Annotated in this window: 22 protein-coding genes and 1 tRNA gene; 11 read left to right on the top strand and 12 right to left on the bottom strand. The window is 64.6% G+C overall.

Annotation, left to right across the window (positions count from 1 at the left end; translation table 11 throughout):
• The 3 genes from pilB to N7573_RS20225 all read right to left on the bottom strand — a co-directional run.
• Positions 1–1717 (bottom strand): type IV-A pilus assembly ATPase PilB (gene pilB / locus N7573_RS20235; protein ID WP_279943269.1); only part of this gene is annotated, 1717 nt, incomplete at its 3' end.
• Positions 1718–1845: 128 nt separating this feature from the next.
• Positions 1846–2256, bottom strand: a complete 411-nt coding sequence (locus N7573_RS20230; protein WP_080355120.1) for a pilin — start codon at positions 2254–2256, stop codon at positions 1846–1848.
• Positions 2257–2488: 232 nt separating this feature from the next.
• A complete protein-coding gene (locus tag N7573_RS20225) occupies positions 2489–2971 on the bottom strand; it encodes a pilin (protein WP_279912834.1) in 483 nt (160 codons plus the stop codon).
• A 338-nt stretch (positions 2972–3309) separates the two neighbouring features.
• On the opposite strand from N7573_RS20225, the gene N7573_RS20220 reads away from it, so the two are divergent.
• From N7573_RS20220 to coaE, 3 genes are read left to right on the top strand one after another with little or no spacing between them, the layout of a single operon-like run.
• The gene (locus tag N7573_RS20220) at positions 3310–4569 is read left to right on the top strand and encodes a type II secretion system F family protein (RefSeq protein ID WP_049401613.1); all 1260 of its coding nucleotides are present in this window, start codon (positions 3310–3312) and stop codon (positions 4567–4569) included.
• An 8-nt stretch (positions 4570–4577) separates the two neighbouring features.
• The gene (locus tag N7573_RS20215; RefSeq protein ID WP_279912835.1) at positions 4578–5441 is read left to right on the top strand and encodes an A24 family peptidase; all 864 of its coding nucleotides are present in this window, start codon (positions 4578–4580) and stop codon (positions 5439–5441) included.
• Between the two features lie 11 nt (positions 5442–5452).
• Positions 5453–6064, top strand: a complete 612-nt coding sequence (gene coaE, locus N7573_RS20210; protein WP_032128828.1) for a dephospho-CoA kinase — start codon at positions 5453–5455, stop codon at positions 6062–6064.
• 173 nt (positions 6065–6237) lie between these two features.
• Here coaE and N7573_RS20205 read toward each other — a convergent pair whose 3' ends face one another.
• From N7573_RS20205 to rimK, 5 genes are all read right to left on the bottom strand, one after another.
• Entirely contained in the window at positions 6238–7605 is a 1368-nt protein-coding gene (locus tag N7573_RS20205) for a HAMP domain-containing sensor histidine kinase (protein ID WP_032128829.1), read from the bottom strand.
• Positions 7568–8245, bottom strand: a complete 678-nt coding sequence (locus N7573_RS20200; RefSeq protein ID WP_005410804.1) for a response regulator transcription factor — start codon at positions 8243–8245, stop codon at positions 7568–7570. Before N7573_RS20200 ends, N7573_RS20205 begins: the two co-directional genes overlap by 38 nt.
• Positions 8246–8253: 8 nt before the next feature.
• A complete protein-coding gene (locus N7573_RS20195; RefSeq protein WP_071229642.1) occupies positions 8254–8727 on the bottom strand; it encodes a hypothetical protein in 474 nt (157 codons plus the stop codon).
• Between the two features lie 89 nt (positions 8728–8816).
• A complete protein-coding gene (locus N7573_RS20190) occupies positions 8817–9293 on the bottom strand; it encodes a hypothetical protein (RefSeq protein ID WP_010481495.1) in 477 nt (158 codons plus the stop codon).
• A 245-nt stretch (positions 9294–9538) separates the two neighbouring features.
• Positions 9539–10417, bottom strand: coding sequence for a 30S ribosomal protein S6--L-glutamate ligase (gene rimK, locus N7573_RS20185; protein WP_005418651.1), 879 nt, complete (start codon positions 10415–10417; stop codon positions 9539–9541).
• Between the two features lie 167 nt (positions 10418–10584).
• On the opposite strand from rimK, the gene N7573_RS20180 reads away from it, so the two are divergent.
• Together N7573_RS20180 and N7573_RS20175 are read left to right on the top strand one after the other, a co-directional pair.
• Positions 10585–10950 carry a hypothetical protein gene (locus N7573_RS20180; protein ID WP_223224661.1) on the top strand — a complete coding sequence of 122 codons (366 nt, stop codon included), beginning with the start codon at positions 10585–10587 and terminating at the stop codon, positions 10948–10950.
• A 79-nt stretch (positions 10951–11029) separates the two neighbouring features.
• Entirely contained in the window at positions 11030–11452 is a 423-nt protein-coding gene (locus N7573_RS20175; protein WP_197618313.1) for a thioesterase family protein, read from the top strand.
• 125 nt (positions 11453–11577) lie between these two features.
• Here the strand turns inward: N7573_RS20175 and N7573_RS20170 are convergent, their stop codons facing one another.
• Entirely contained in the window at positions 11578–12759 is a 1182-nt protein-coding gene (locus N7573_RS20170; RefSeq protein WP_279912837.1) for a hypothetical protein, read from the bottom strand.
• A 106-nt stretch (positions 12760–12865) separates the two neighbouring features.
• On the opposite strand from N7573_RS20170, the gene N7573_RS20165 reads away from it, so the two are divergent.
• The gene (locus N7573_RS20165; RefSeq protein WP_279943268.1) at positions 12866–13732 is read left to right on the top strand and encodes a PoNe immunity protein domain-containing protein; all 867 of its coding nucleotides are present in this window, start codon (positions 12866–12868) and stop codon (positions 13730–13732) included.
• 1 nt (position 13733) lies between these two features.
• Here the strand turns inward: N7573_RS20165 and N7573_RS20160 are convergent, their stop codons facing one another.
• On the bottom strand, positions 13734–14138 hold the full coding sequence (locus N7573_RS20160; protein WP_049425112.1) for a DUF805 domain-containing protein: 405 nt from the start codon (positions 14136–14138) through the stop codon (positions 13734–13736).
• A 296-nt stretch (positions 14139–14434) separates the two neighbouring features.
• On the opposite strand from N7573_RS20160, the gene N7573_RS20155 reads away from it, so the two are divergent.
• Positions 14435–15172, top strand: coding sequence for a hypothetical protein (locus tag N7573_RS20155; protein ID WP_071229639.1), 738 nt, complete (start codon positions 14435–14437; stop codon positions 15170–15172).
• 137 nt (positions 15173–15309) lie between these two features.
• On the opposite strand, the gene N7573_RS20150 is transcribed toward N7573_RS20155, so the two are convergent.
• Together N7573_RS20150 and N7573_RS20145 are read right to left on the bottom strand one after the other, a co-directional pair.
• Positions 15310–15383: transfer RNA gene (locus tag N7573_RS20150), tRNA-Gly, on the bottom strand.
• A 128-nt stretch (positions 15384–15511) separates the two neighbouring features.
• Positions 15512–17365 carry an autotransporter domain-containing esterase gene (locus N7573_RS20145; protein WP_032128836.1) on the bottom strand — a complete coding sequence of 618 codons (1854 nt, stop codon included), beginning with the start codon at positions 17363–17365 and terminating at the stop codon, positions 15512–15514.
• Positions 17366–17572: 207 nt separating this feature from the next.
• On the opposite strand from N7573_RS20145, the gene thiS reads away from it, so the two are divergent.
• From thiS to N7573_RS20125, 4 genes are all read left to right on the top strand, one after another.
• Positions 17573–17773, top strand: coding sequence for a sulfur carrier protein ThiS (thiS, locus tag N7573_RS20140; RefSeq protein ID WP_049401605.1), 201 nt, complete (start codon positions 17573–17575; stop codon positions 17771–17773).
• 153 nt (positions 17774–17926) lie between these two features.
• Positions 17927–18721 (top strand): thiazole synthase, encoded by a 795-nt coding sequence (locus N7573_RS20135; RefSeq protein ID WP_279912839.1) that lies wholly within the window; start codon positions 17927–17929, stop codon positions 18719–18721.
• Entirely contained in the window at positions 18721–19455 is a 735-nt protein-coding gene (gene trmB / locus N7573_RS20130; RefSeq protein ID WP_010481468.1) for a tRNA (guanosine(46)-N7)-methyltransferase TrmB, read from the top strand. The genes N7573_RS20135 and trmB overlap by 1 nt, the downstream gene beginning before the upstream one ends.
• A 27-nt stretch (positions 19456–19482) precedes the next feature.
• Positions 19483–21330 (top strand): SLC13 family permease, encoded by a 1848-nt coding sequence (locus N7573_RS20125; protein ID WP_010481466.1) that lies wholly within the window; start codon positions 19483–19485, stop codon positions 21328–21330.
• Positions 21331–21432: the final 102 nt, after the last annotated feature.

Below are 21432 nucleotides of genomic sequence, written 5' to 3'. Positions count from 1 at the left end.
TAACGCGATTGATCTCGGCCAGGCTGGTCACACCCGCTGCCGCCTTCTTCAACGCCGACTGCCGCAGGTCATTCACCCCGATCTGCTGCGCCGCCTCGGCAATCTGCAGTGCGTTGCCGCCGGCCAGCACGATCGTGGCGATCTCATCGGTCATCGGCATCACCTGGTAGATACCGGTTCGGCCCTTGTAGCCCTCGGTGCACTCATCGCAGCCCACCGCCTCGTACAACTGGATGCCCGCATCCAGCTGCGCCTGGGTGAAGCCCTCGGCCAGCAGCGCGTGCTCCGGCAGGTTGGCCGGTCGCTTGCAGTTGCCGCACAACCTGCGTGCCAGGCGCTGGGCGATCACCAGCGTCACCGAGCTGGTGATGTTGTATGGCGCGATGCCCATGTTCATCAGACGCGCGATGGTCTGCGGCGCATCGTTGGTATGCAGCGTGGACAGCACCATGTGGCCGGTCTGCGCCGCCTTGATCGCAATCTCGGCCGTCTCCAGGTCGCGGATTTCGCCGACCATGATGATGTCCGGATCCTGTCGCAGGAACGAGCGCAGCGCTGCAGCGAAGGTCATGCCGCGCTTGTTGTTCTGCTGCACCTGGTTGACGCCGGGCAAGCGAATTTCCACCGGGTCTTCGGCGGTGGAGATGTTGCGCGTCTCATCGTTGAGGATGCCCAGCGCGGTATACAGCGACACGGTTTTGCCCGAGCCGGTCGGGCCGGTCACCAGCACCATGCCGTACGGCTTGTGGATGGCGTCGTGGAACAGCTTCTGCTGGTCCGGCTCGTAGCCCAGCTTGTCGATGCCCAGCTTGGCCGCGCTGCCATCCAGGATACGCAGCACCACCTTCTCGCCGAACAGGGTCGGCAGCGTGCTGACGCGGAAGTCGATCTGCTTGCTCTTGGACAGGTTGAGCTTGATGCGGCCGTCCTGCGGCACGCGCTTCTCGGCGATATCCAGCTGCGCCATCACCTTCAGGCGCGCGGCGATGCGCTGGTTCAACTTCACCGGCGCGCGCGCCACCATCTTCAGCAGGCCGTCGATGCGCAGGCGCACGCGGTAGTCGTCTTCGTAAGGCTCGAAATGGATGTCCGATGCGCCCTTGCGGATGGCATCGACCAGCACCTTGTTGACGAACTTCACCACCGGGGTGTCGTCGCCCTTGGCGTCGATGCCGGAGTCGCCCCCCGCGTTGTCTTCGTCGCCCAGTCCAACGTCGAGGTTGGCCATGCCCTCGTCGTCGCCGCCCAGCGCATCGCCGATGGTGTCGTGGCTGGCGTGCCACTGCTCCAGCGTGCGGCGGATCTGGTCTTCATCGACCAGGATCGGTTCCACCACCAGATTGGTGTGGAACTTGATCTCGTCCAGCGCATGGGTCGGGTTGCTGGTACCCACAAACAACTTGCCACCGCGCTTGAACAGCGGCAGCACGTTGTGTTTGCGCAGCAGCTCCTCGCTGACCAGGCTCATCGCGTTCTGGTTGGCGTCGAAGGTGGACACGTCGAACAGCGGCATGCCGAACTCGACCGCGTTGGCGGCGGCGAGCTGCGAGGCGCTGACCAGCTTGTTCTGCGCGAACCACGTAGGCAGCGGCTGACGGGCGGCCGTGGCCTTGGCCATGGCGTCGCGGGCGGAGGCCTCGTCCAAGGCGCCGTCCTGGACCAGGCGGCGGGCCAGGCCGGTGATGCCGACGAGGTTTGGGGTGGTGACTGTGTTCATCGCTTTTACTCCTACTCCCCAGCGGAGGTTACCGGAGCGTCTAGCTGGTTGAAAGCACTCGAACGAATGGATCAAACAATTTAACCAAGATCCCACAGGTACCAACGGACCATGACACTAGACATGTCTCAACGACACTCCGGCGGGATGTACTTCCTCTCCCCGTCGACTGTGCTACACCGCCAGCGGACCACTTCATTGGGATTGTAGGATGGTGCAAGCTGCAAGGTAATCGCGCCTGCTTTCACGGTGGTTCTAACCGTAAGCACCCCATTGCCTGAGCAGCTCATCGAGGCGACATTCTCTGTCCCAGAAGCAAGCGCATCGACACCGAGACAAGCAGATGAATCCAGCGCGTTCTTGTTGTTTACATTTTCGGTGACGGTGACTTTGGCATACGAGGCGAGAACAATGGCCTCGGAAACCCGTGCCTTAACGGTGTAGTTCTGATAGGCCGGCAATGCAATCGCCGCTAGGATTGCAAGAATTGCGACGACTATCATCAACTCAATGAGGGTAAAGCCGCGTTGAACATTCATACCCTGTGCCTCCCCATGGCACGAAACAGAAAAATACTGCCCCCACCCACTCTCGACTGTGAGCGTCGCTCAGAATTGGGCGAACACGCAGTCAACGAACAGGTAGTAGGAAGGTGCTTTCCCGGCCAAGGAGCTCCCCTGTTGGCCATCTTCCACATTGCGAGCCAAGAAATGAAAATGGGGGGCAGCTGCCCCCCATCTTTTTAGTCAAGCTCTGGCATCAAGGCCGATATCAGCCACCCGAACCGCCACCCGAACCGCCACCCGAACCGCCACCACCAGCAGCGGCAGCGCGGCACTCAGCCGGGTAGTACTTCGCTGCACTACCGCTACCAACACACTTCCAGGTGGTACCAACTGCACCGGCCTGCGCAGTCGGGGTGTAGGTCAGCACAGTGCTCTTGCCCTTGTCTGCGGTCATGGTCACCGCAATGGCACCAGAAGCGGGCGTGCAGGTCATTGAGGCAACGTTGGGATTGTTTGCTGGGATAGCAGTATCCACGCCGACGCATGCGTCAGCAGGAACCGCGCCGCCATTGTTTGCAATGTTTTCGGCAACAGTAGTCTTTGCACCGGATGCCAACACGGCCGCCTCTGAAACGCGGGCACGGACGGTGTAGTCCTGGTATGCCGGCAGAGCAATCGCGGCAAGAATGGCGATGATCGCAACAACGATCATCAATTCAATCAGGGTGAAGCCCTTTTGGTTCTTCATGGTGATACATCCCCAAGATAAGTGGTGATTAGATTCGAGTGCCCGGCCGAGCAGGCCGACGGTCCCGCGGGTGGAGCAACGCAGGTTGCATGCCAACTCCCGGCATGCCTCCCCCTGGATTTCCCCGAAGCAATGATGGCAGCAATTCTGCGGATGGGAACCCCCCCCAGTCGTTTTTGCGATGGACACAACAATGTGACGCTTTGCGTCACCTTCCGCCACAGAGTGCCAAGAACCCTGTGCTGCGTCACGTTGGCAGTCTCCCCTGATCGCTCCGAACCCGCTAACATCCCTAGCCATGGTGCCCGCCTGGGGATGGCGGGCCTTGGGGAGCTAACATGTCTGTCAGTCGCAGTGCGATCAAGAGTGGGTCTGTGGCGCGAGGCGCCATGGAATTGCAGCCGTTTGTCTGGGAGGGGACCGACAAGCGGGGTATCAAGATGAAGGGCGAGCAGCTGGCGAAGAATGCCAACCTGCTACGTGCCGAGCTTCGGCGTCAAGGAATCAACCCAAGCCAAGTAAAACCAAAGCCCAAACCTCTGTTTGGCAGTGCCGGCAAGGCCGTCAGCGCAAAGGACATATCCTTCTTCAGTCGTCAGATGGCGACAATGATGAAGTCGGGCGTTCCGATCGTTTCTGCACTGGAGATCATCGGCAGCGGGCATAAGAACCCGCGAATGAAAAAGATGGTCGACACAATCCGCACGGATATCGAAGGCGGCTCCTCTTTGTACGAGGCCATCAGCAAGCACCCTGTCCAATTTGACGAACTCTACCGCAACCTAGTAAGAGCAGGTGAAGGCGCAGGTGTCTTGGAGACCGTGCTCGACACGGTTGCCACTTACAAAGAGAACATCGAAGCCCTCAAGGGGAAGATAAAGAAAGCCTTGTTCTATCCGGCGATGGTTGTGGCGGTCGCAGTCATAGTATCTGCCATTCTGCTGATGTTCGTTGTTCCCCAGTTCGAAGAAGTCTTCAAGGGATTTGGTGCCGAGCTGCCGGCGTTCACTCAGATGATCGTCGCTGCCTCCCGCCTGATGCTGTCGTGGTGGTGGCTGTTGTTAATCCTGACCGTCGGGTCGGTAATTGGGTTTGTCGTGGCATACAAGCGATCCCCAAAGCTGAAGCATGGCTTGGACCGTACCATCCTCAAAGTTCCGGTGATCGGCCAGATCATGCACAACAGCTCGATCGCCCGTTTCGCCCGCACCACGGCAGTGACATTCAAGGCTGGCGTGCCGCTGGTGGAGGCCCTGGGCATCGTGGCTGGCGCCACAGGTAACAAGGTCTATGAGGAAGCCGTACTGCGAATGAGGGACGACGTCTCGGTGGGCTACCCGGTCAACATGGCCATGAAGCAGCTGAACCTGTTCCCGCACATGGTCATCCAGATGACCGGCATCGGCGAAGAGGCGGGCGCCCTGGACGCCATGCTGTTCAAGGTGGCTGAATACTACGAGCAGGAAGTGAACAATGCCGTGGATGCCTTGAGCAGTCTGCTGGAACCGATGATCATGGTGTTCATTGGTACCATTGTCGGCGGTATGGTCATCGGCATGTACCTGCCCATCTTCAAACTCGGCGCCGTCGTCGGCTAAAGGTATCAATGGCATTTCTCGACCAGCACCCCGGCCTCGGCTACCCCGCCGCGGCCGCCCTGGGACTGCTGCTGGGCAGTTTCCTGAACGTGGTCATCCTGCGCCTGCCCAAGCGGCTGGAGTGGCAGTGGAAGCGCGATGCGCGCGAAGTCCTGGAGGAACCGGACTTCTATGAGCCCCCGCCTCCGGGGATCGTGGTGGAGCCGTCGCACTGCCCGCACTGCAAGCACAAGCTGAGCTGGTACGAGAACATCCCGCTGTTCAGCTGGATCATCCAGGGTGGCAAGTGCCGCCACTGCAAGGCGCCGATCTCGCTGCAGTACCCGCTGGTGGAGGCGCTGACCTCGGTGCTGGTGCTGGCCTGCGTCTGGCAATTCGGCTTCGGCTGGCAGGGCTTCGGTGCCATCGTGCTGACCTGCTTCCTGATCGCCCTGTCCGGCATCGACATGCGAACGCAGCTGCTGCCCGACCAGTTGACCCTGCCGCTGATGTGGCTGGGGCTGATAGGCAGCATCGACAACCTCTACATGCCAGCCAAGCCCGCACTAGTGGGCGCGGCGGTGGGTTACCTGTCGCTGTGGACGGTCTGGTGGCTGTTCAAGCAGCTGACCGGCAAGGAAGGCATGGGCCACGGCGACTTCAAGCTGCTGGCGGCCCTGGGCGCCTGGTGTGGTCTGAAGGGCATCCTGCCGATCATCCTGCTGTCGTCGGTGCTGGGCGCCATCATCGGCTCGATCTGGCTGTACAGCCGCGGCCGTGACCGCGCCACGCCCATCCCGTTCGGGCCGTACCTGGCCATCGCCGGCTGGCTGTACTTCATGTGGGGTGCGCCACTGGTGGAGCAGTACCTGGTGATGAGCGGGCTGCGCTGAGGGGAGTCCCCATGAGCCGCTATGTGGTTGGCCTGACCGGCGGCATCGCCTCCGGCAAGAGCGAGGTGACCCGGCGCTTCGAGGCGCTGGGGATCGTGGTGGCCGACGCCGATCTGGCCGCACGGGCCGTGGTGGCTGCCGGCAGCCCGGCGCTGGCTCGCATTGCCGAGCGTTTCGGCGCCGACATGCTGCTGGCCGACGGCAGCCTGGACCGGGGGCGCCTGCGCGCCCACGTGTTTGCCGACCCGGCCGAGCGGACGGCGCTGGAAGCCATCACCCACCCCGCCATCCGTCGGCTGATGCAGCAGCAGTGCGAGCAGGCTGAGAGCCCCTATGCGATTGCCGCGATTCCGCTGCTGACCGAGGTGGGTGGGCAGAAAGCCTACCCGTGGCTGGACCGGGTGTTGCTGGTGGATGCGCCCGAAGCCGTGCAGCATGCGCGGCTGATGCAGCGCGATGGCATTGATGCCGCGCTGGCCGACCGGATGATTGCTGCGCAGGCCAGCCGCGCGCAGCGGTTGGCGCTGGCCGATGACGTGGTGGTCAATGATGGGCAGCCGGAGGACCTGCAGGTGCAGGTGGAACAGCTGCATGCGCGGTATCTGGGGTTGGCCGGGGGTTGAGGCCTGGTTGCCGGCCAGCGGCCGGCACTACCGAAGTGCATCCACGCATGGCGTGGATCTACACGCGCGGGGCGCGGCAGCGATCACGGTGGTGGCACAACCGACACAGGGCGCGATGCAAGGTCGGCGGGGTTCGTGCCGACCAAGGTCGGCACCCACCAAAGCAGGGGCCCTTACAACGGCTTCGGCGAGAACGTCAGGGTGGCGATCACGCCACGCTGGCCGCCGGGGCGCACGCTTACCTGCCAGCCGTACAGGTCGCACAGGCGGCTGACGATCGACAGGCCGATACCGCCGCCCTGCGAGTGGCCGGCATGCGTGCCGCGGTAGCCACGCTGGAACAGCTTGGCCGCGTCTTCCTCGCTCAGGCCCGGGCCACTGTCGGTTACCGACACCGAGTTGGTGCCGACGAACACGCGCACCTCGCCGTCCTGCGAGTACTTCACGGCGTTGCCGATCAGGTTGCCCAGTGCCACCGACAACGCCGCCTCGGGCGCGTCGATCACCAGATTGCGCTCACCTTCCAGCAGCAGCTCCAGCGGCTTGCCACCCAGCTGCGCACGGTGTGCGTCCAGCAGCTGCTCGGCCACGCGGGCGACGTTGCTGGTGCCCTGCCCGCGCTCGTTGCGCGACAGCAGCAGCAGCGCGCCGATCAGATCGCTGCACTGCTGTTCGGCGCGCTGGATGCGCTGCAGGCGCTGCAGCACCTTCTCGTCCAGGCCGGGCCGGGTCAGCAGCAGCTCGGTGGCGCCACGGATCACTGCCAGCGGCGTACGCAGCTCATGGCTGACGTCTGCATTGAATTCACGGTCGCGCTGCACCACTTCGGTCAGCCGCGAGGAATAGTCGTCCAGCGCCTGGGCCAGCTGCCCCACTTCGTCGTCGGGGAAGCGTGGCGCCAACGGCTCGGGATCACTGGTGCCGCCGCGATAGGCACGCAGCCGCGCGGCCAGATCCGACACCGGCTTCATCACCTTCGAGGCCGACCACCAGCCCAGCACCAGCGACAGCACGCTGAACACCAGCACCGACAGCACCAGCGCGCGGTTGAGCTGCTTGCCGCCGCGCACGCTGTCGGTCATGTCATAGGCGAGGAAGAACCAGGCGTCGGGCGTCTTGCGTACGGCCAGCTTGTAGGAGTACGGCTCGCCGTGCTCATCGCCGCTGACGCTGTGGATGCCATCGGAGAAGCCCGCCCACTGCGCGCGCTCTTCGCGCACCCGGTCGAACTTGTCCTTCGAATAGGCATAGGCCTTGATCTGCAGCACCGGTGCGTCCGGGTTATGCCCGGGGTGCTCGTAATAGCGGCGCGCATACTCGTCGATGTTGCGGTTCATCAGCTCTTCCACCAGCTGGTTTTCCACGCGCAGGCGGGCCCAGTTGGTGGCGAACGCAAACAGTGTCGTCAGGCAGAAGCCCAACAACACGAACGAAACGATGATGCGGCTGCGCAGGCGCCGCCGATAAGGCGTGCGCCGGCGCTCCCCCTTGGTTGCCACCGAATCAGGCTTCCGGGGTGGCGATGCGGTATCCGATGCCATGGCGGGTCTGGATCAGCGGCACTTCAAACGGCTTGTCGACCACCGCGCGCAGGCCATGGATGTGCACGCGCAGGGAATCCGAATCGGGCAGTTCTTCACCCCACACACGGGTTTCCAGCTCCTGGCGGGTCACCACGGCCGGGGCCGCTTCCATCAGCGCCTGCAGGATCTTCAGCGCGGTCGGGTTGAGCTGCAGCAACTTGCCCTGGCGGCGCACTTCCAGCGTATCCAGGTTGTATTCCAGATCGCCGGTTTCCAGCACGCGGGTCTGCACGCCCTTGCCGCGTCGCGACAGGGCGTTCAGACGCACTTCCACTTCCTGCAGCGCGAACGGCTTGATCAGGTAGTCGTCCGCGCCGGAATCGAAGCCGGCCAGCTTGTTGTCCAGCGAATCGCGGGCGGTGAGCATCAGTACCGGGGTCTGCTTGCGCGCTTCATTGCGCAACTTGCGGCAGACCTCGATGCCGTCCATGCCTGGCAGATTGAGATCCAGCACGATCGCGTCGAACTCGTGCACCACGGCCAGGTGCAGACCGGTAACCCCGTCAGCCGCGAAGTCCACGGTGTGGCCCCGGTCCTCCAGGTAGTCGCCCAGGTTGGCCGCAATGTCGCTGTTGTCTTCGATTACCAGGATTCTCACTGTCACCTCTAATTTACGAATTTGCCGATGCGCTGGGCCTGGCCCATATCACGCTGTGCCTTGTCCTTCCGCCGGGCGCGCTCGGCAACGGTAGTGCACTGCGTCGTGGACCGGTTCGAACCCGTGGCCTTTTCACGTTGGCATATTAGACGACTATCTTCACGTGCCTGTGTCAAAACCGTGTTCACGATCTGCTGGTCGTTGAAGACATCGGTTCGTACCTGTTCAGGCATGGAATCGCGGTCAGGATGCTGCTCGACGGCCGTACGCATGCGCACCAGCGCCTCGCGTACACGGCTGCGGTCGGTCTGCTTCAGTTCGCTGTAGGTCTCGCCATCGTTGAGTTCGATTTCGATGCGCTCGATCTGCTGCTGCAGCGGCTTGCCGGGGATAAAGACCTCACCGGACTGGTTCGATGCAGAGGCGGCGGTGGCCAGGGTCAGGCCCGAGATCAGGACCGCCGACATCAGGAGGGACTTCATGACAAACGAATCCTTGTTTGAGTTGAGTGTTGACTGTATTCGCACCACCTTCACGCCAGCAAGTGCCATGCGCAGGGGCATCGGACGGCCTAGTGGTTGGTGGCGGGGTTGAAGTTGTTGAAGGTGCGCTGGTCGTTGAGCAGGGCCTTGCCCTTTTCCTCGATCCGGCGGCGCTCGGCCACGGTCAGGCAGCGGCTTTTAGGCATGTTGCTGCCGGTGGTGCGGGTGTGCTGGCAGATCTGGCGGCTGTCCTCGTGGGCGCGGACAAGAACGGTATTGATCCGCTCCTGGTCGTTGAACACCTCCGCCTGGACCTGCGGCGGGAGCTCCTGAAGCGTGCGGTGGTCGCCCATGCGCTGGGTGATGCGCGCCAGTGCCTGCTGCACCTGGGCGCGGTCATCGGCGGAAATCTCGCTGTACTCGCCGTCATCGAGGGCCTTCTCAACGCGCCGGACCTGCTCGGCCACCGGTGCCTGCCCGTCCATCTGTATGGCGGTCTTCTCCGGCTTGGCGGAGACAGCGCCAGACAGCCCCAGCAACAACGCGATCATCGTGATGCGGTACATCGCCAGCCTCCGGATCCATCCAGGAACGATGGGCGCCACTCTACGGCCGTCACGCTGCCTCCACAAGGGACTTCCGGCGGCATAAAAAAGACCCAGGCGGTGCCCCGCCTGGGTCTGAAGTCGTATCCCGATACCGATCCTGCTGAGAGGCAGAGCTGCGGTTCGCTGAAGGCTACGCCGGCGCCGATTAAAGGCGCGTTAAAGCCGGCCTCATTTGCCCATGAGAATTTCAAGCCATTGATTAATCATGGCTTTTTGATCTTCTCGACGTGCTCGATGATGCGCGTGGCCACATCCACCCCGCAGGCGGCTTCGATGCCCTCCAGCCCTGGCGTGGAGTTGACCTCCAGCACCAGCGGGCCACGCGCGGAGCGGATCAGGTCCACGCCACAGACCGACAAGCCCAGCGCCTTGGCCGAACGCACCGCCACCTGCTGTTCGGCGCGGCTGGCCTTGGCCGCCACCGCGGTGCCGCCGGCATGCAGGTTGGAGCGGAAGTCACCCTCCGGCGCCTGGCGCTGCATCGACGCCACCACCTGGTCACCGACCACGAAGCAGCGCAGGTCGGCGCCCTTGGCTTCGCCGATGAACTCCTGCATCAGGAAGTTGGCGTACAGGCCCCGCAGGGCCTCGACGATGCCACGCGAAGCGCTGGCCTTCTCGGTGAGGATCACGCCCCGTCCCTGGGTGCCCTCGTTGAGCTTCACCACGTGCGGCGGCGGGCCGAGCATCGACAACAGGTCGACGGTGTCATCGGGGTTGTCGCCGAACACGGTGACCGGCATGTCGATGCCCTTGGCTGCCAGCAGCTGGTGCGCGCGCAGCTTGTCGCGCGAACGCAGGATCGCATCGGACGGGTTGGGAGTACGCGCGCCCATCAGCTCGAACTGGCGCAGCACGGCGGTGCCATAGCGGGTGATCGAGGCGCCGATGCGCGGGATGACCATGTCCACGCCGGTCATCGGCCGGCCCTTGTAGTGCATCGAAAAACCATCGGCGGCGATGCGCATGTAGCAGCGCAGCGGGTCAAGGATGCGAACGGTGTGGCCGCGCGCGCGGGCCGCCTCGACCAGTCGGCGGGTGGAGTACAGGGAGCTGTTGCGGGACAGGATGGCGAGCTTCATCGCGGCAGGATCGGACGGCAGGCGCGCAGCATAGCGCGGGCGTGTGGCGGGCGGATGATGCCCTGCAGGCCGCCGCATCTGCGTGCCTGCCAGGGCTGTGCGAAGATGGCTGTTGCCGGCTACAGGACAGGACACGGCCGGCTTACACAACCCAAGGAGAACCACAGATGCGAATGGGAATTCCGCTGTTGTTGCTGTTTGGCCTGATGGGGAGCGCCGCACACGTACAGGCTGCGCCCACCCACGCAGTCTCCCGGCTCTACTTCGATGCCAACAACACCCTGATCGGCCAGGGCCTGCGCTACTGCACGGGCAAGACACAGCACCAGGGCGTTGCCTCACACGCCAATACCCGCTGGATCGATGTTTCCTACGCCTGCCAGGGCGACTCGACCGACGTTTCCTATGGCAGCTGGGTGCCTGCGCAACTGCGGCAGGACTTCTGCACGCTGTACGACGCCTGCACGTCACTGATGCCGTGGCCGGAACCCGGCCTGCCCGGCACCCTCGGCAACGGCTTCTACTCAGACTAAAAGCCGGTAGTCGCCGCACTGTCTCCGGCGATGGCAGCATCGTCGCCGGAGACCCCGCCCACTACACCCCGGAGACTTCATGCCGTTGACGATCCTTCCGCGTTTCTCCGAAGTGGATGTACTCGGCCACGTCACCAACACCGCCCTGCCCGTCTGGTTCGAGGAAGGTCGCCAGGAGATCTTCCGCCATTTCAGCCGCGAGGCCAGCATGCGCGACCTGACGCTGATCCTGCGCCGCTACGAGATCGACTTCCTGCAGCAGATACAGCCGGGACACGAAGTACGCATCGACACCCGCATCGAAAACATCGGCCGCTCCTCGCTGTCGATCGTGCAGCAGGCGTTCCAGTTCGAGGCCCTGGTGGCCAGCGGGCGCTGCGTGATGGTGCATTTCGACTACACAACCAACGCCTCGCGCGCCATCGATGCAGAGCAGCGCCGGGCATTGTCAGGGCTGTTTACCGAGGAGTATGCGCAACAGGTGCAGGCGGCAGGCGCATGAGCCATACGGAAGGCCGGTCATCCGCACCCGGTACTGCCCGCAGCCCATTTCTTCAGCTTTTCCAGCGCTTTCCCGGCCTGCATCGACGACGCATGCCGGAACCTCCCTGTTTGATTCGACGCAGTCTAACCTGTGACTGAGGGCCGCTGATCCGCGCGGGGCAGGCGCAGCGAGAAGCCCCCATCGCGGACACGCACGGCCAATGCGGTTTCCCGCCATTCCACAGGCAGCGCCAATGCCGTATGTGGCGTGGGGATGCGTGTGATCGCCTCGAACGTCCAGTGTTCCTCATAGGCTTCGCAGCGAAGCGTTCCGTCATCGCCGACCGCGATCACATCGATCCAGGCCCCACTCCGGGTCTTGCCAGTGCCGCCCATCGCACGGCGGCCAATGGCCAGCCAACGCCCCTGCCAGTGAACGAGCCATACGCCCTCGATGGGACGCAGATCCCCATCAAGCACGCTTCCCGCCACCACCACGCATCGACCGGACGGGCTGGCAATGACCGTCTCCAGATCGCAGACGTGACGGTCACTGGGCGCGCCATCAAGACAGAGCGCGTACGGGCAGATGCGTGCGAACAAGGTCGGATGCGCAGTCAGGCGCAGGTCGTCGGGAAGCAGCGGGATGGCCTTCAGCACCCGGGCATCAGGCAGGACATGCCGCAACACCTGCGGCACCCCGGCGGCCAGCGCCGGATGCTCCTGTTCCAGCCATAGACCCCGGCAGGGGCGCAGCGTGGTCGATCGACTGGGAATATCCCGCAACCACATCGCGGCTTCGGCATCCCCGCCAAGCTGCCGGCGCTCGTGCAGCTCCTGCCAGAACAGGCTGGGAACAATCGCCAGCAGGTGCATCACCCTCTTGTCCGCTTCGTCGTAGACGATCACCGCTTCGCTGCGATCACTGTAGCCACTGGCCACACGCAGCGCGCTACCCGCCAGCGCCAGCCACTCGCCGCTGGCATCGTGGCTGCCTGCGGTGGATACGCCCTCGACAATGGCGCCATCGCGCAGCATCAGGGTGCCGTAGGCCGGCCCGCCCATGCCCAGCTCGCCCCAATCCAACAGGACATCATGCGTGGGCGGCCGGGTGGCGAAGGGCAGCTTCGCCCGCGAGCGCAGCAGTGCGCCCCCTACAGCATCGCCGACCAGATCGAAGTGCTGCAGCACGCCGCCCAGGGCAAGACATGCGGCCAGGCCAACGACCACGCCCCAAGGCGACCACCACACCACGCAGATCGCTACCCATATCAGGAACGGCAGCCACTGGGTGAAACGGCGGAGGGCGATTCGATCAACGGTCATGCAGGCTTGGTGGCGGCGACTGTGCACCATTCAAACCTTCAACGCTGTGCCAGGCAATGGGGTTCGAACCGGCAATGCCGCTAGACTCTCGCTGATGATGCAATCGATGACTGCCGTGAATCGCCGGAATCTGCTGCAGGACATGCTGCCGCGATGGAGAGCACTGGCCAAGGCCCCGGGCCAGCCGCGCCGCACGCTTCGCCTGCCGGATTGGCAGGCGGACTGGAACGCAGGCATGGCCTTGCTTGCACGCCATGCGCGCAATGGCGGTGAATCTGTGGAGGAACCGCTGCAGGGACATGCGGCCCTGGAGCATGCCTACGGCTGGGAGACGGTTGCACAGACCGGCAGCAACCTGCTGCTGAAAGGCGTTGACCGCGGCTTCGCCCCCACGGCGTTGCAGCAGATGCATGCCGACGTAGCAGATCTCTGGCTCGAGCATGCGCGTTTGCTGGCCCTTGCCCGGGACAGCCTGCAACAGCAAGGCCACGACATCGCGCTGGCTGCGTCGTTGCAATCGCGTACAACGCAGCACTACGAATACGCACTGCAGCTGTTGTCACTGGGCGTGCTGCTGGATGCGCAGGAACGCCTGCCGGCGCTGGTGGAGAAGGTGCTCTGTTTCGACACCGACCGCGTGCTGGACTACCTCAGCGCGCCGGCGCTGGGCCTGGTGGAAGCCAGTGATGAGGTCTTTCATCCGCGACCGTTCGCCGAGCTGTTCGCGCCGCTGCGCGACGGTGAAGCGTTCGACCCTTCACTGCTGGCCGGCTACCTGCAGGTGCAGTACCGCGACTTCTTCCTGCTGCCGCCAAAGGCTCAGAAGCGGACCCGGCGCCTGATCGGGCCGAACGCGTGGGGCTACTGGGCATTTGAAGTGGCTGCGCTGGCGGTGCTGTATGGCGGTGACGACGCCACGCTGCGCACCTGCCCCCACTACCCTTCCGACCTGGTGGACTTCGCCCGGCGTTGAGTCAGGCACCCGGCAGGCCGGAAACACCGCCGAATCGATTCTCTTCCTCGTTGCCCGGCAGAAGCATGACCGGGAAGAGGACGAACACACCCAACGGGATGAAGGCGATCACGACGTACCAGCCGGACTCGTCGATGTCGTGCAGTCGTCGAACGGCCAGGGCCAGCATGGGCGGAAGGAGGACGATGACCGCGCAGACCGTCATGACCCACCCCAGCGTCCGGAACGGCTCGAAGGCCTCCCCATCGAGCAGCACGGTGCCCGTCAGCCAGTATCCGCCGTCCATCAAGGTGTAGCCCACTGCCACCACAAGGGCAGCAGACAGGGAGTACGACCAGAACTCCTTCCGGTTGGATCGCCCTGAAAAATCAAAGCAACGCCTGAGGGGCAAAAGTGCGGGGATCATTCGCGCTCCGGGCAGCGGACGATGGGAGGCAAGGGTTAACAATCTTTTAGCATCCCCAAGCCCAGCACCAACTGAACCCTGCGACCCGGCGGGCCCGGCAGACAGTGGAGGTTGCAGGAGCCAGCCGCGGCAGCCGCGCAGCCGGAGACGCAGCGCGAACTACCGCACATTTCCATAGGCGTGGGCATTCTGAATCGGATCACTGGCTTGCAGCAGTGGCGGATTGGTCGAATTCCAGTTTTCCAGAATGGCGCCTCTGCTAGCGTCACGACTCACTCATGGATTCGAGGTTTTGAATGGCTGCGATTTCTTTTCCGCTGATGCTTGCACTGCTTTCCGCGCAGGCCCCGATGGCCGCAAACGCCGAACGTGATTACACCGGACCGGCAGGGGCATCCTCGATCGGGCCTGGCATCTGCGACCCCGGCATGGACATGCTGCCGAACGGCGGAGGGGTGGTGATCCGGCGCTGCGGCACGAATGGAACGGTCGCTGGCGTTGGCAGCAATATCGATGCTGCGACGGCCAACGCCAATGGCTTCCTTGCCGTCGCCGAGGAAGGACCCGTCTGCAGTGTCTTCGCACGCGATCCCTATGTCAGCATCCCGGCACCGGGTGTTGGCATCAAAGCGGAATGCAGTTCCTCTCCGCTTTCCGCCTACGGCATGACGACCACCACTGCGGGACAGAACGTGCTTGAGCTGGCCATCAACCTGGCGGCGACGCAGGCCTGGTGCAATGTCGACTACTACTATGGGTCGGCGCATGGCTATAAGTATCCCTACACCTGCAACCGCCCGGGCCAGTCCTGGAGCGTTGCCGGTCTTGGCTCCAGCGTCGACGATTCAAACGCAATGGCAATGCGGCTTGTGAAGAAATCATCCAAGACCGGTACGCACTGCTATTTTGACAACGCCGAGTTGAATGGCGTCGTCTTCCGCGCATACCTGCACTGCAACGGATCGACCTATACCGGTTTCGGGAGTTCCGTCACTGCCGCGGCCAAGGACGCGGCTGCGCAAGCGGGCGCATAAGCCACCCGGGCTGTGGTTCGGAAGAGCCACAGCCCGACGCATTGAAGAATGAGGTTCCGGCGCCGTTGCCACACGCTGGACTGGGGTGTGGTTCAACGATTGCGCCGCGTCTGCCTGGGGTGAACACCCTGGAGACATGGAGCGGGCGATGGGAATCGAACCCACGTCAGTAGCTTGGGAAGCTACAGCTCTACCATTGAGCTACGCCCGCATTGCGGGTGAAAGTCTATGCGGAGCGGCCGGTGTTGCGCAATGGTGGCCGCCGCACCCGCCGGGCATGACCCGGCGCTGCCGTGCAGGCATCCCAGGCACCTTGCGGTGCCCGGGATGTTGCATTCATCAGAAGCTGCCACCCACGGTGGCGAAGATCGTCGCGTCACGGGCACGCTTCTGCGCGGCCGTGGTGCTCAGGCCAACGTTGCCCTGCAGGCCGAACAGGTCCATGCGCGCACCCAGTACGGCAGTGGCGTAGTTCTTGTCGAAGTCCAGGCCCGGCACGCGGTAGCTGCCCAGTTCCGGCAGGGTCTGCAGCCACGCGCTGGCCTGCTTGGTGTCCTCGAACTCGTGGTCGTAGGTCACCTGCACGTACGGCTTGACGGTGCCGCCATCGAAGCGGGCCTGCCAGCCGATGCGGCCGACGGTCGAGTCGACGTTCTGGCGGTCGTAGCCCAGCGCGGTGGCCAGCGTGCCCGCAGCAGCGCTTTCGCTGTAACCATCGATCTTCACCTTCTGCCAGATCACCGCAGCGATCGGGCCGTGGCGGAAGCCGCCTTCGGTGCCGAACTCGTAACCGGCATTCAGTGCAGCGGTCAGGTTGCTGCCGTCCGGCGAGCCACCGTGTTCGCGGGTGGCCGGGCCCAGCTGGACCTTGCGGTTCACGTCATACGACAACCAGGTGTAGCTGACCTGGCCGTTGACCCAGACGCGGTCGCCATACCAGGCAGCGAACAGGCCGGCGGTAGTGTCCTTCTGGGTGAAGTCGCCACGGCTGTTGCCGAAGTCGGCACTCATGCGACCGAAGCCGGCGAAGCCGCCGACCACCACGCCGTTGCGTGCCCAGTCGACACCGAACAGGCCGGCCGGCGCCACGCCGTCGTACAGGTCGGCGTGGTCATAGCGCTGCAGGTCACCGCGCACGCCACCCCACCACGACAGGCCATCGGCCGGACGGGCGCCCAGGTGGTTGCTGACCTGGTCGGCACGCGAACGGCCGACGGTCTGTGCCGAGTGGCTCAGCACCTGCTGCAGGCGCGGAGCCTCCAGCACCGAGACGGCGTACTGGCCCAGCAGCTGGTGACCGGTAACGGTGGGATGCACGCCATCGGCGAACAGATAGGTCTGGTACGCATCGGGGCTGACGTAGGTGGTCGGGTTGCAGCCGATGATGCTGCCCGTGGTGTTGGCCGGGTTGATCTTGCAGGCGGTGCCGGTGACGTTGGTGAAGCCGTACATGCCCGGGTTGGCGGTCACTTCACGCAGGATGCTGAAGGTATCGAGCGGAATGAACTCGATGCCCGCCTGCTTCAGGCCGCCATACAGCGCCTTGTTGTAGCCGACCGACATGGCGGTGGCAGCCGCTGCATTGGGGCCGCGGAACTGCGGGGTGATGCCCACGTCCGGCAGGTTCGGCACCAGCACGTACTGGGCACCGGCCTGCTTCAGGGCACCGACCAGCGCGATCTGGTCGGTAACCGCCGCACCGATGATGCCCTGCACCTGGGCCGGCGGCGCACCCGCACCGGCAGCGCCGGCGGCGGCAAACAGGTCGTTTGCGCCACCCCAGACGGTATACAGGGCGTTGCGGTCAGCCTTGCCACCGTTTGCCGCCAGGTAGCGGGCCGCCTGCGACTTCAACGACGGGATCGCGCCGAGGGCACCGCTGCCTTCGACCGACACGCGGGCGCCGCCGACAGCGTAGTTGTCGCCGTTCTGGCCGTTGCCGTTGGGGTCCTTGTTGAGGCCGTAGTAATTGGCGACCTGCTGCGACCACACCCAGCCCGGGTTGGTGGTGAACTGGCCGGAGAGCCCCTGCGTGGCCTCGGGCAGCAGCGGGCGGAAGTAGCCGGCGTCGGTGAGGCTGTCACCGAAGAACACCGCCTTGGAGTACGGATTTTCGCCTGCCATGGCCGGCAGCGCGGCCAGTGCGATCGCAGCCGCCATGAGGGAGCGGATCGGGTGTTTGCTGAGCTGCATCTAGGAACTCCTGTGGGGTAAACAAGTTGGAATCCGGCGCACGTACGCCGGCGCACGGTCAATGGTTTCACCGCGCCGCCGTTTGCTCACGCTGCGCCGCCGCATGGATTGTCGCCTGACCACGCCGAAACCTGCTGTGCCGGAGCTGGCGCCCGCTTCAAATTACAAACGTTCCGATCCCGACGGGCTATCAGCGACAATGCAGGGATGAACATCCAGCTCAACGGCGAACCCCGCACCCTGCCCGCCTCGGCGACCCTCCACGACCTGCTTGAGGCCGAGCAGCTGCTGCAGCGCCGGGTGGCGGTGGAGGTCAACGGCGAGATCGTCAGCCGCAGCCGCCATGGCGAGCATCTCCTGGCCGAAGGCGACGTGGTGGAGATCGTGCACGCGCTGGGCGGGGGCTGAGGCCATCCCGGGTAGTGCCGGCCACTGGCCGGCAATCCGACGTTGTCAGGCACCCTGCATCTGCCGGCCAGCGGCCGGCACAAACCCTACCCATCCACGGCCTGCACGCCATTGCGTGATCCCATCTTCAGGCGGATAAGCGATAATCGCGCCATGAACGTTCATGTCTCCCCCGATTCGCTGGTGATCGCCGGCAAGACCTATGGCTCGCGGCTGCTCACCGGCACCGGCAAGTTCAAGGATCTGGAAGAAACCCGCCTGGCCACCGAGGCTGCAGGCGCCCAGATCGTCACCGTGGCCATCCGCCGCACCAACATCGGGCAGAACCCGGGCGAGCCGAACCTGCTCGACGTGCTGCCGCCGGAGCGCTACACCATCCTGCCCAACACCGCCGGCTGCTACACCGCCGAAGACGCGGTGCGCACCTGCCGGCTGGCGCGCGAACTGCTGGACGGCCACAACTTGACCAAGCTGGAAGTGCTGGGCGACCAGAAGTCGCTGTACCCGGACGTGGTGCAGACCATCAAGGCCGCCGAACAGCTGGTCAAGGACGGCTTCGAAGTGATGGTCTACACCTCCGACGACCCGATCCTGGCCAAGCGCCTGGAAGAGATCGGCTGCGCTGCAGTGATGCCGCTGGCTGCGCCGATCGGTTCGGGCCTGGGCATCCAGAACAAGTACAACCTGCTGCAGATCATCGAAGACGCCAAGGTGCCGATCATCGTCGACGCCGGCGTGGGCACCGCGTCGGATGCGGCGATCGCGATGGAGCTGGGCTGCGACGGCGTGCTGATGAACACCGCCATTGCCGGTGCGCGCAGCCCGGTGCTGATGGCCAGTGCGATGCGCAAGGCGGTCGAGGCCGGCCGCGAGGCCTTCCTGGCCGGGCGCATCCCGCGCAAGCGCTACGCCAGCGCCTCCTCCCCGGTGGATGGGTTGATCGGCTGATGACCAATCCCTTCGACAGCGCCGGTTCCAAGGCCCCGCCCAAGCCCTTCACCGTGAGCGAGGGCCGCCGCGAGGTGCGCAGCTTCGTGTTGCGCCAGGGCCGCTTCACGCCTGCCCAGCAGCGCGCGTTCGACGAACGCTGGCCGCGCTTCGGCATCGACTACAACGGCCAGCCGCGTGATCTGGACGCCACCTTCGGCCGCCCGGCGCACAAGGTGCTGGAAATCGGCTTCGGCAACGGTGCCGCGCTGCGCTTCGCCGCCCAGCATGATCCGTCGCGTGACTACATCGGCATCGAGGTGCACGCGCCCGGCGTGGGCCGGCTGCTGAACGCGCTGGCCGACGACAACGCCGACCACGTGCGCCTGTACCACCACGATGCGGTGGAAGTGCTGCAGAACGAGATCGCCGATGGCGCGCTGGATGAAGTGCGCATCTACTTCCCGGACCCGTGGCACAAGAAACGCCACAACAAGCGCCGCCTGCTGCAGCCTGCATTTGCCGAGCTGCTGGTGCGCAAGCTGCGCCCGGGCGGCCGCCTGCACTGCGCCACCGACTGGGAAGACTACGCCGAGCAGATGTGGGACGTGCTCGACGCCACCGCTGGCCTGGTCAACCGCGCCGGCCCGCGTGGCAGCGTGCCGCGCCCGGACTGGCGGCCGCAGACGCACTTCGAGACCCGCGGCCAGAAGCTCGGCCACGGCGTCTGGGACCTGCTGTACGACCGCACCTGACGATCGCCTGAGGACACCGCGCCCCACATGGATACCGCGCTGACGCTGACCAACGACATGAAGCTCGTGCTCGGGCTGGTCGGCTTCACGATGGCGATGTTCCTGTTCGAGCGCATCCGCGCCGACGTGGTCGCGCTGGTGGTCCTGGTGGTGCTCGGTGTCACCGGGCTGATCGCGCCGGAGGAAATCTTCGGCGGCTTCTCCGGTAACGCGGTGATGAGCATCATCGCCACCACCATCCTCGGTGCGGGCCTGGACCGCACCGGGGCGCTGAACCGGCTGGCCGCCTGGCTGTTGCGGCGCGGCCATGGTGTCGAGCAGCGGCTGCTGATGATGACCACGGCCATTGCCGGCCTGAATTCCTCTTTCATGCAGAACCCGTCGGTGATGGCGCTGTACCTGCCGGTCGCCTCGCGACTGGCAGCGCGCACCGGGTTGACCCTGCAGCGCCTGCTGCTGCCCATTTCGGCGGCAATCGTGATGGGTGGTGCGCTGACCATGGTCGGCAATTCACCGTTGATCCTGCTGAACGATCTGCTGGCCTCGGCCAACAACAACCTGCCTTCCGGCCTGGCCACCATCGAGCCGCTGCGCATGTTCGCGCCGCTGCCGATCGGCGTGGCGCTGCTGATCGCTTCGCTGCTGTATTTCCGCTACTACGGCGACCGCAAGCTGATCGAGGAAGAGAACCTGGTCAACGACGGGGTCACGCCCGCGCGCACCGAGAGCTACTTCGCCAAGACCTATGGCATCGAAGGCGATGTGTTCGAGCTGGTGGTCAGTGCCGAAAGCCCGCTGGTGGGCATGACCCTGGGCGAGGCCGAGAATCTGCACGATGCCCCGCTGCTGCTGGCCCTGAAAACCGGCAATGACACCCGCCTGGCACCACCGGCGGAGATGCGCATCTGGGTCGGCAGCGTGCTCGGCGCGATGGGCCCGCGCGAGCAGATCAACGATTTCGCGCAGAACCAGTTCCTGCGCATGTCTTCGCGGCTGAAGCACCTGGGCGACCTGTTCAACCCCAGCCGCGCCGGCATTTCCGAGGCCGTGGTGCCACCGACCTCGAACGTGATCGGCAAGAGCGCGGCCGATCTGCGCCTGCGCAAGGAGCGCGGCATCAGCCTGCTGGCGATCAACCGCGACAAGCAGGTGATCCGCGAGGACGTGCGCGACGTGCAGCTGCGCGCCGGCGATATGCTGGTCTTCCACAGCATCTGGACCGACCTGGCGCAGGCCGCCCGCAGCCGTGACTTCGTGGTGGTGACCGACTACCCGACCGGCGAGCAGCGCCCGCACAAGTTCAAGATCGCCATGGCGATCTTCGCCTTGACCATCCTGATCGCGCTGACCAGCAAGCTGCCGGTGGCGCTGACGCTGATGACCGGCGTGGCCGGCATGCTGCTGACCGGCGTGCTGCGCATGGACGAGGCCTACGCCTCGATCAACTGGAAAACGGTGTTCATGATGGCCGGGCTGATCCCGCTCGGCTGGGCGATGGATTCCAGTGGCGCGGCGGCATGGGTGGCCGGCCATACCATCGACAAGCTGCCCACCGGCATCCCGGTGTGGGTGCTGGAGGTGGCGCTGGCGCTGCTGACCACGGCGTTCTCGCTGGTGATCAGCCATGTGGGCGCCACCATCGTGATGGTGCCCATTGCGGTGAACCTTGCGCTGGCGGCGGGCGGCAACCCGACGGCGTTCGCGCTGATCGTGGCACTGTCGGCGTCCAACAATCTGATGACGGCCTCCAACCCGGTGATTTCGATGATCACCGGCCCGGCCAACTACACCCCGCGCGAGATGTGGCGGGTCGGCGGCCCGCTGTCGCTGATCTACACCTGCGTGGTGGTGCTGATGATCAACCTGATGTTCTGAGGGTTGGGTTTGTTGGCAGGGCTGCGCCCTGCACCCGCAGAGGCAACGGCAACGGCCGAAGCAACAGCAACAGCGGGCTATCCGTGGGATGGCGGGGTGGGT

Source organism: Stenotrophomonas sp. GD04054 (assembly GCF_029836955.1).
Taxonomy (GTDB): Bacteria; Pseudomonadota; Gammaproteobacteria; order Xanthomonadales; family Xanthomonadaceae; genus Stenotrophomonas; species Stenotrophomonas maltophilia_A.
The sequence above is the reverse complement of the archived record's forward strand: the minus strand, read 5'-3'. Positions and strand labels throughout refer to the sequence as shown.

What these genes read in the sequence shown, in the direction of transcription:
- N7573_RS20230 (WP_080355120.1), bottom strand. Translation starts at nt 2,256, where the DNA reads ATGAATGTTCAACGCGGCTTTACCCTCATTGAGTTGATGATAGTCGTC.
- N7573_RS20225 (WP_279912834.1), bottom strand. Translation starts at nt 2,971, where the DNA reads ATGAAGAACCAAAAGGGCTTCACCCTGATTGAATTGATGATCGTTGTT.
- N7573_RS20220 (WP_049401613.1), top strand. Translation starts at nt 3,310, where the DNA reads ATGTCTGTCAGTCGCAGTGCGATCAAGAGTGGGTCTGTGGCGCGAGGC.
- N7573_RS20215 (WP_279912835.1), top strand. Translation starts at nt 4,578, where the DNA reads ATGGCATTTCTCGACCAGCACCCCGGCCTCGGCTACCCCGCCGCGGCC.
- coaE (WP_032128828.1), top strand. Translation starts at nt 5,453, where the DNA reads ATGAGCCGCTATGTGGTTGGCCTGACCGGCGGCATCGCCTCCGGCAAG.
- N7573_RS20205 (WP_032128829.1), bottom strand. Translation starts at nt 7,605, where the DNA reads ATGGCATCGGATACCGCATCGCCACCCCGGAAGCCTGATTCGGTGGCA.
- N7573_RS20195 (WP_071229642.1), bottom strand. Translation starts at nt 8,727, where the DNA reads ATGAAGTCCCTCCTGATGTCGGCGGTCCTGATCTCGGGCCTGACCCTG.
- N7573_RS20190 (WP_010481495.1), bottom strand. Translation starts at nt 9,293, where the DNA reads ATGTACCGCATCACGATGATCGCGTTGTTGCTGGGGCTGTCTGGCGCT.
- rimK (WP_005418651.1), bottom strand. Translation starts at nt 10,417, where the DNA reads ATGAAGCTCGCCATCCTGTCCCGCAACAGCTCCCTGTACTCCACCCGC.
- N7573_RS20180 (WP_223224661.1), top strand. Translation starts at nt 10,585, where the DNA reads ATGCGAATGGGAATTCCGCTGTTGTTGCTGTTTGGCCTGATGGGGAGC.
- N7573_RS20175 (WP_197618313.1), top strand. Translation starts at nt 11,030, where the DNA reads ATGCCGTTGACGATCCTTCCGCGTTTCTCCGAAGTGGATGTACTCGGC.
- N7573_RS20170 (WP_279912837.1), bottom strand. Translation starts at nt 12,759, where the DNA reads ATGACCGTTGATCGAATCGCCCTCCGCCGTTTCACCCAGTGGCTGCCG.
- N7573_RS20165 (WP_279943268.1), top strand. Translation starts at nt 12,866, where the DNA reads ATGACTGCCGTGAATCGCCGGAATCTGCTGCAGGACATGCTGCCGCGA.
- N7573_RS20160 (WP_049425112.1), bottom strand. Translation starts at nt 14,138, where the DNA reads ATGATCCCCGCACTTTTGCCCCTCAGGCGTTGCTTTGATTTTTCAGGG.
- N7573_RS20155 (WP_071229639.1), top strand. Translation starts at nt 14,435, where the DNA reads ATGGCTGCGATTTCTTTTCCGCTGATGCTTGCACTGCTTTCCGCGCAG.
- N7573_RS20145 (WP_032128836.1), bottom strand. Translation starts at nt 17,365, where the DNA reads ATGCAGCTCAGCAAACACCCGATCCGCTCCCTCATGGCGGCTGCGATC.
- thiS (WP_049401605.1), top strand. Translation starts at nt 17,573, where the DNA reads ATGAACATCCAGCTCAACGGCGAACCCCGCACCCTGCCCGCCTCGGCG.
- N7573_RS20135 (WP_279912839.1), top strand. Translation starts at nt 17,927, where the DNA reads ATGAACGTTCATGTCTCCCCCGATTCGCTGGTGATCGCCGGCAAGACC.
- trmB (WP_010481468.1), top strand. Translation starts at nt 18,721, where the DNA reads ATGACCAATCCCTTCGACAGCGCCGGTTCCAAGGCCCCGCCCAAGCCC.
- N7573_RS20125 (WP_010481466.1), top strand. Translation starts at nt 19,483, where the DNA reads ATGGATACCGCGCTGACGCTGACCAACGACATGAAGCTCGTGCTCGGG.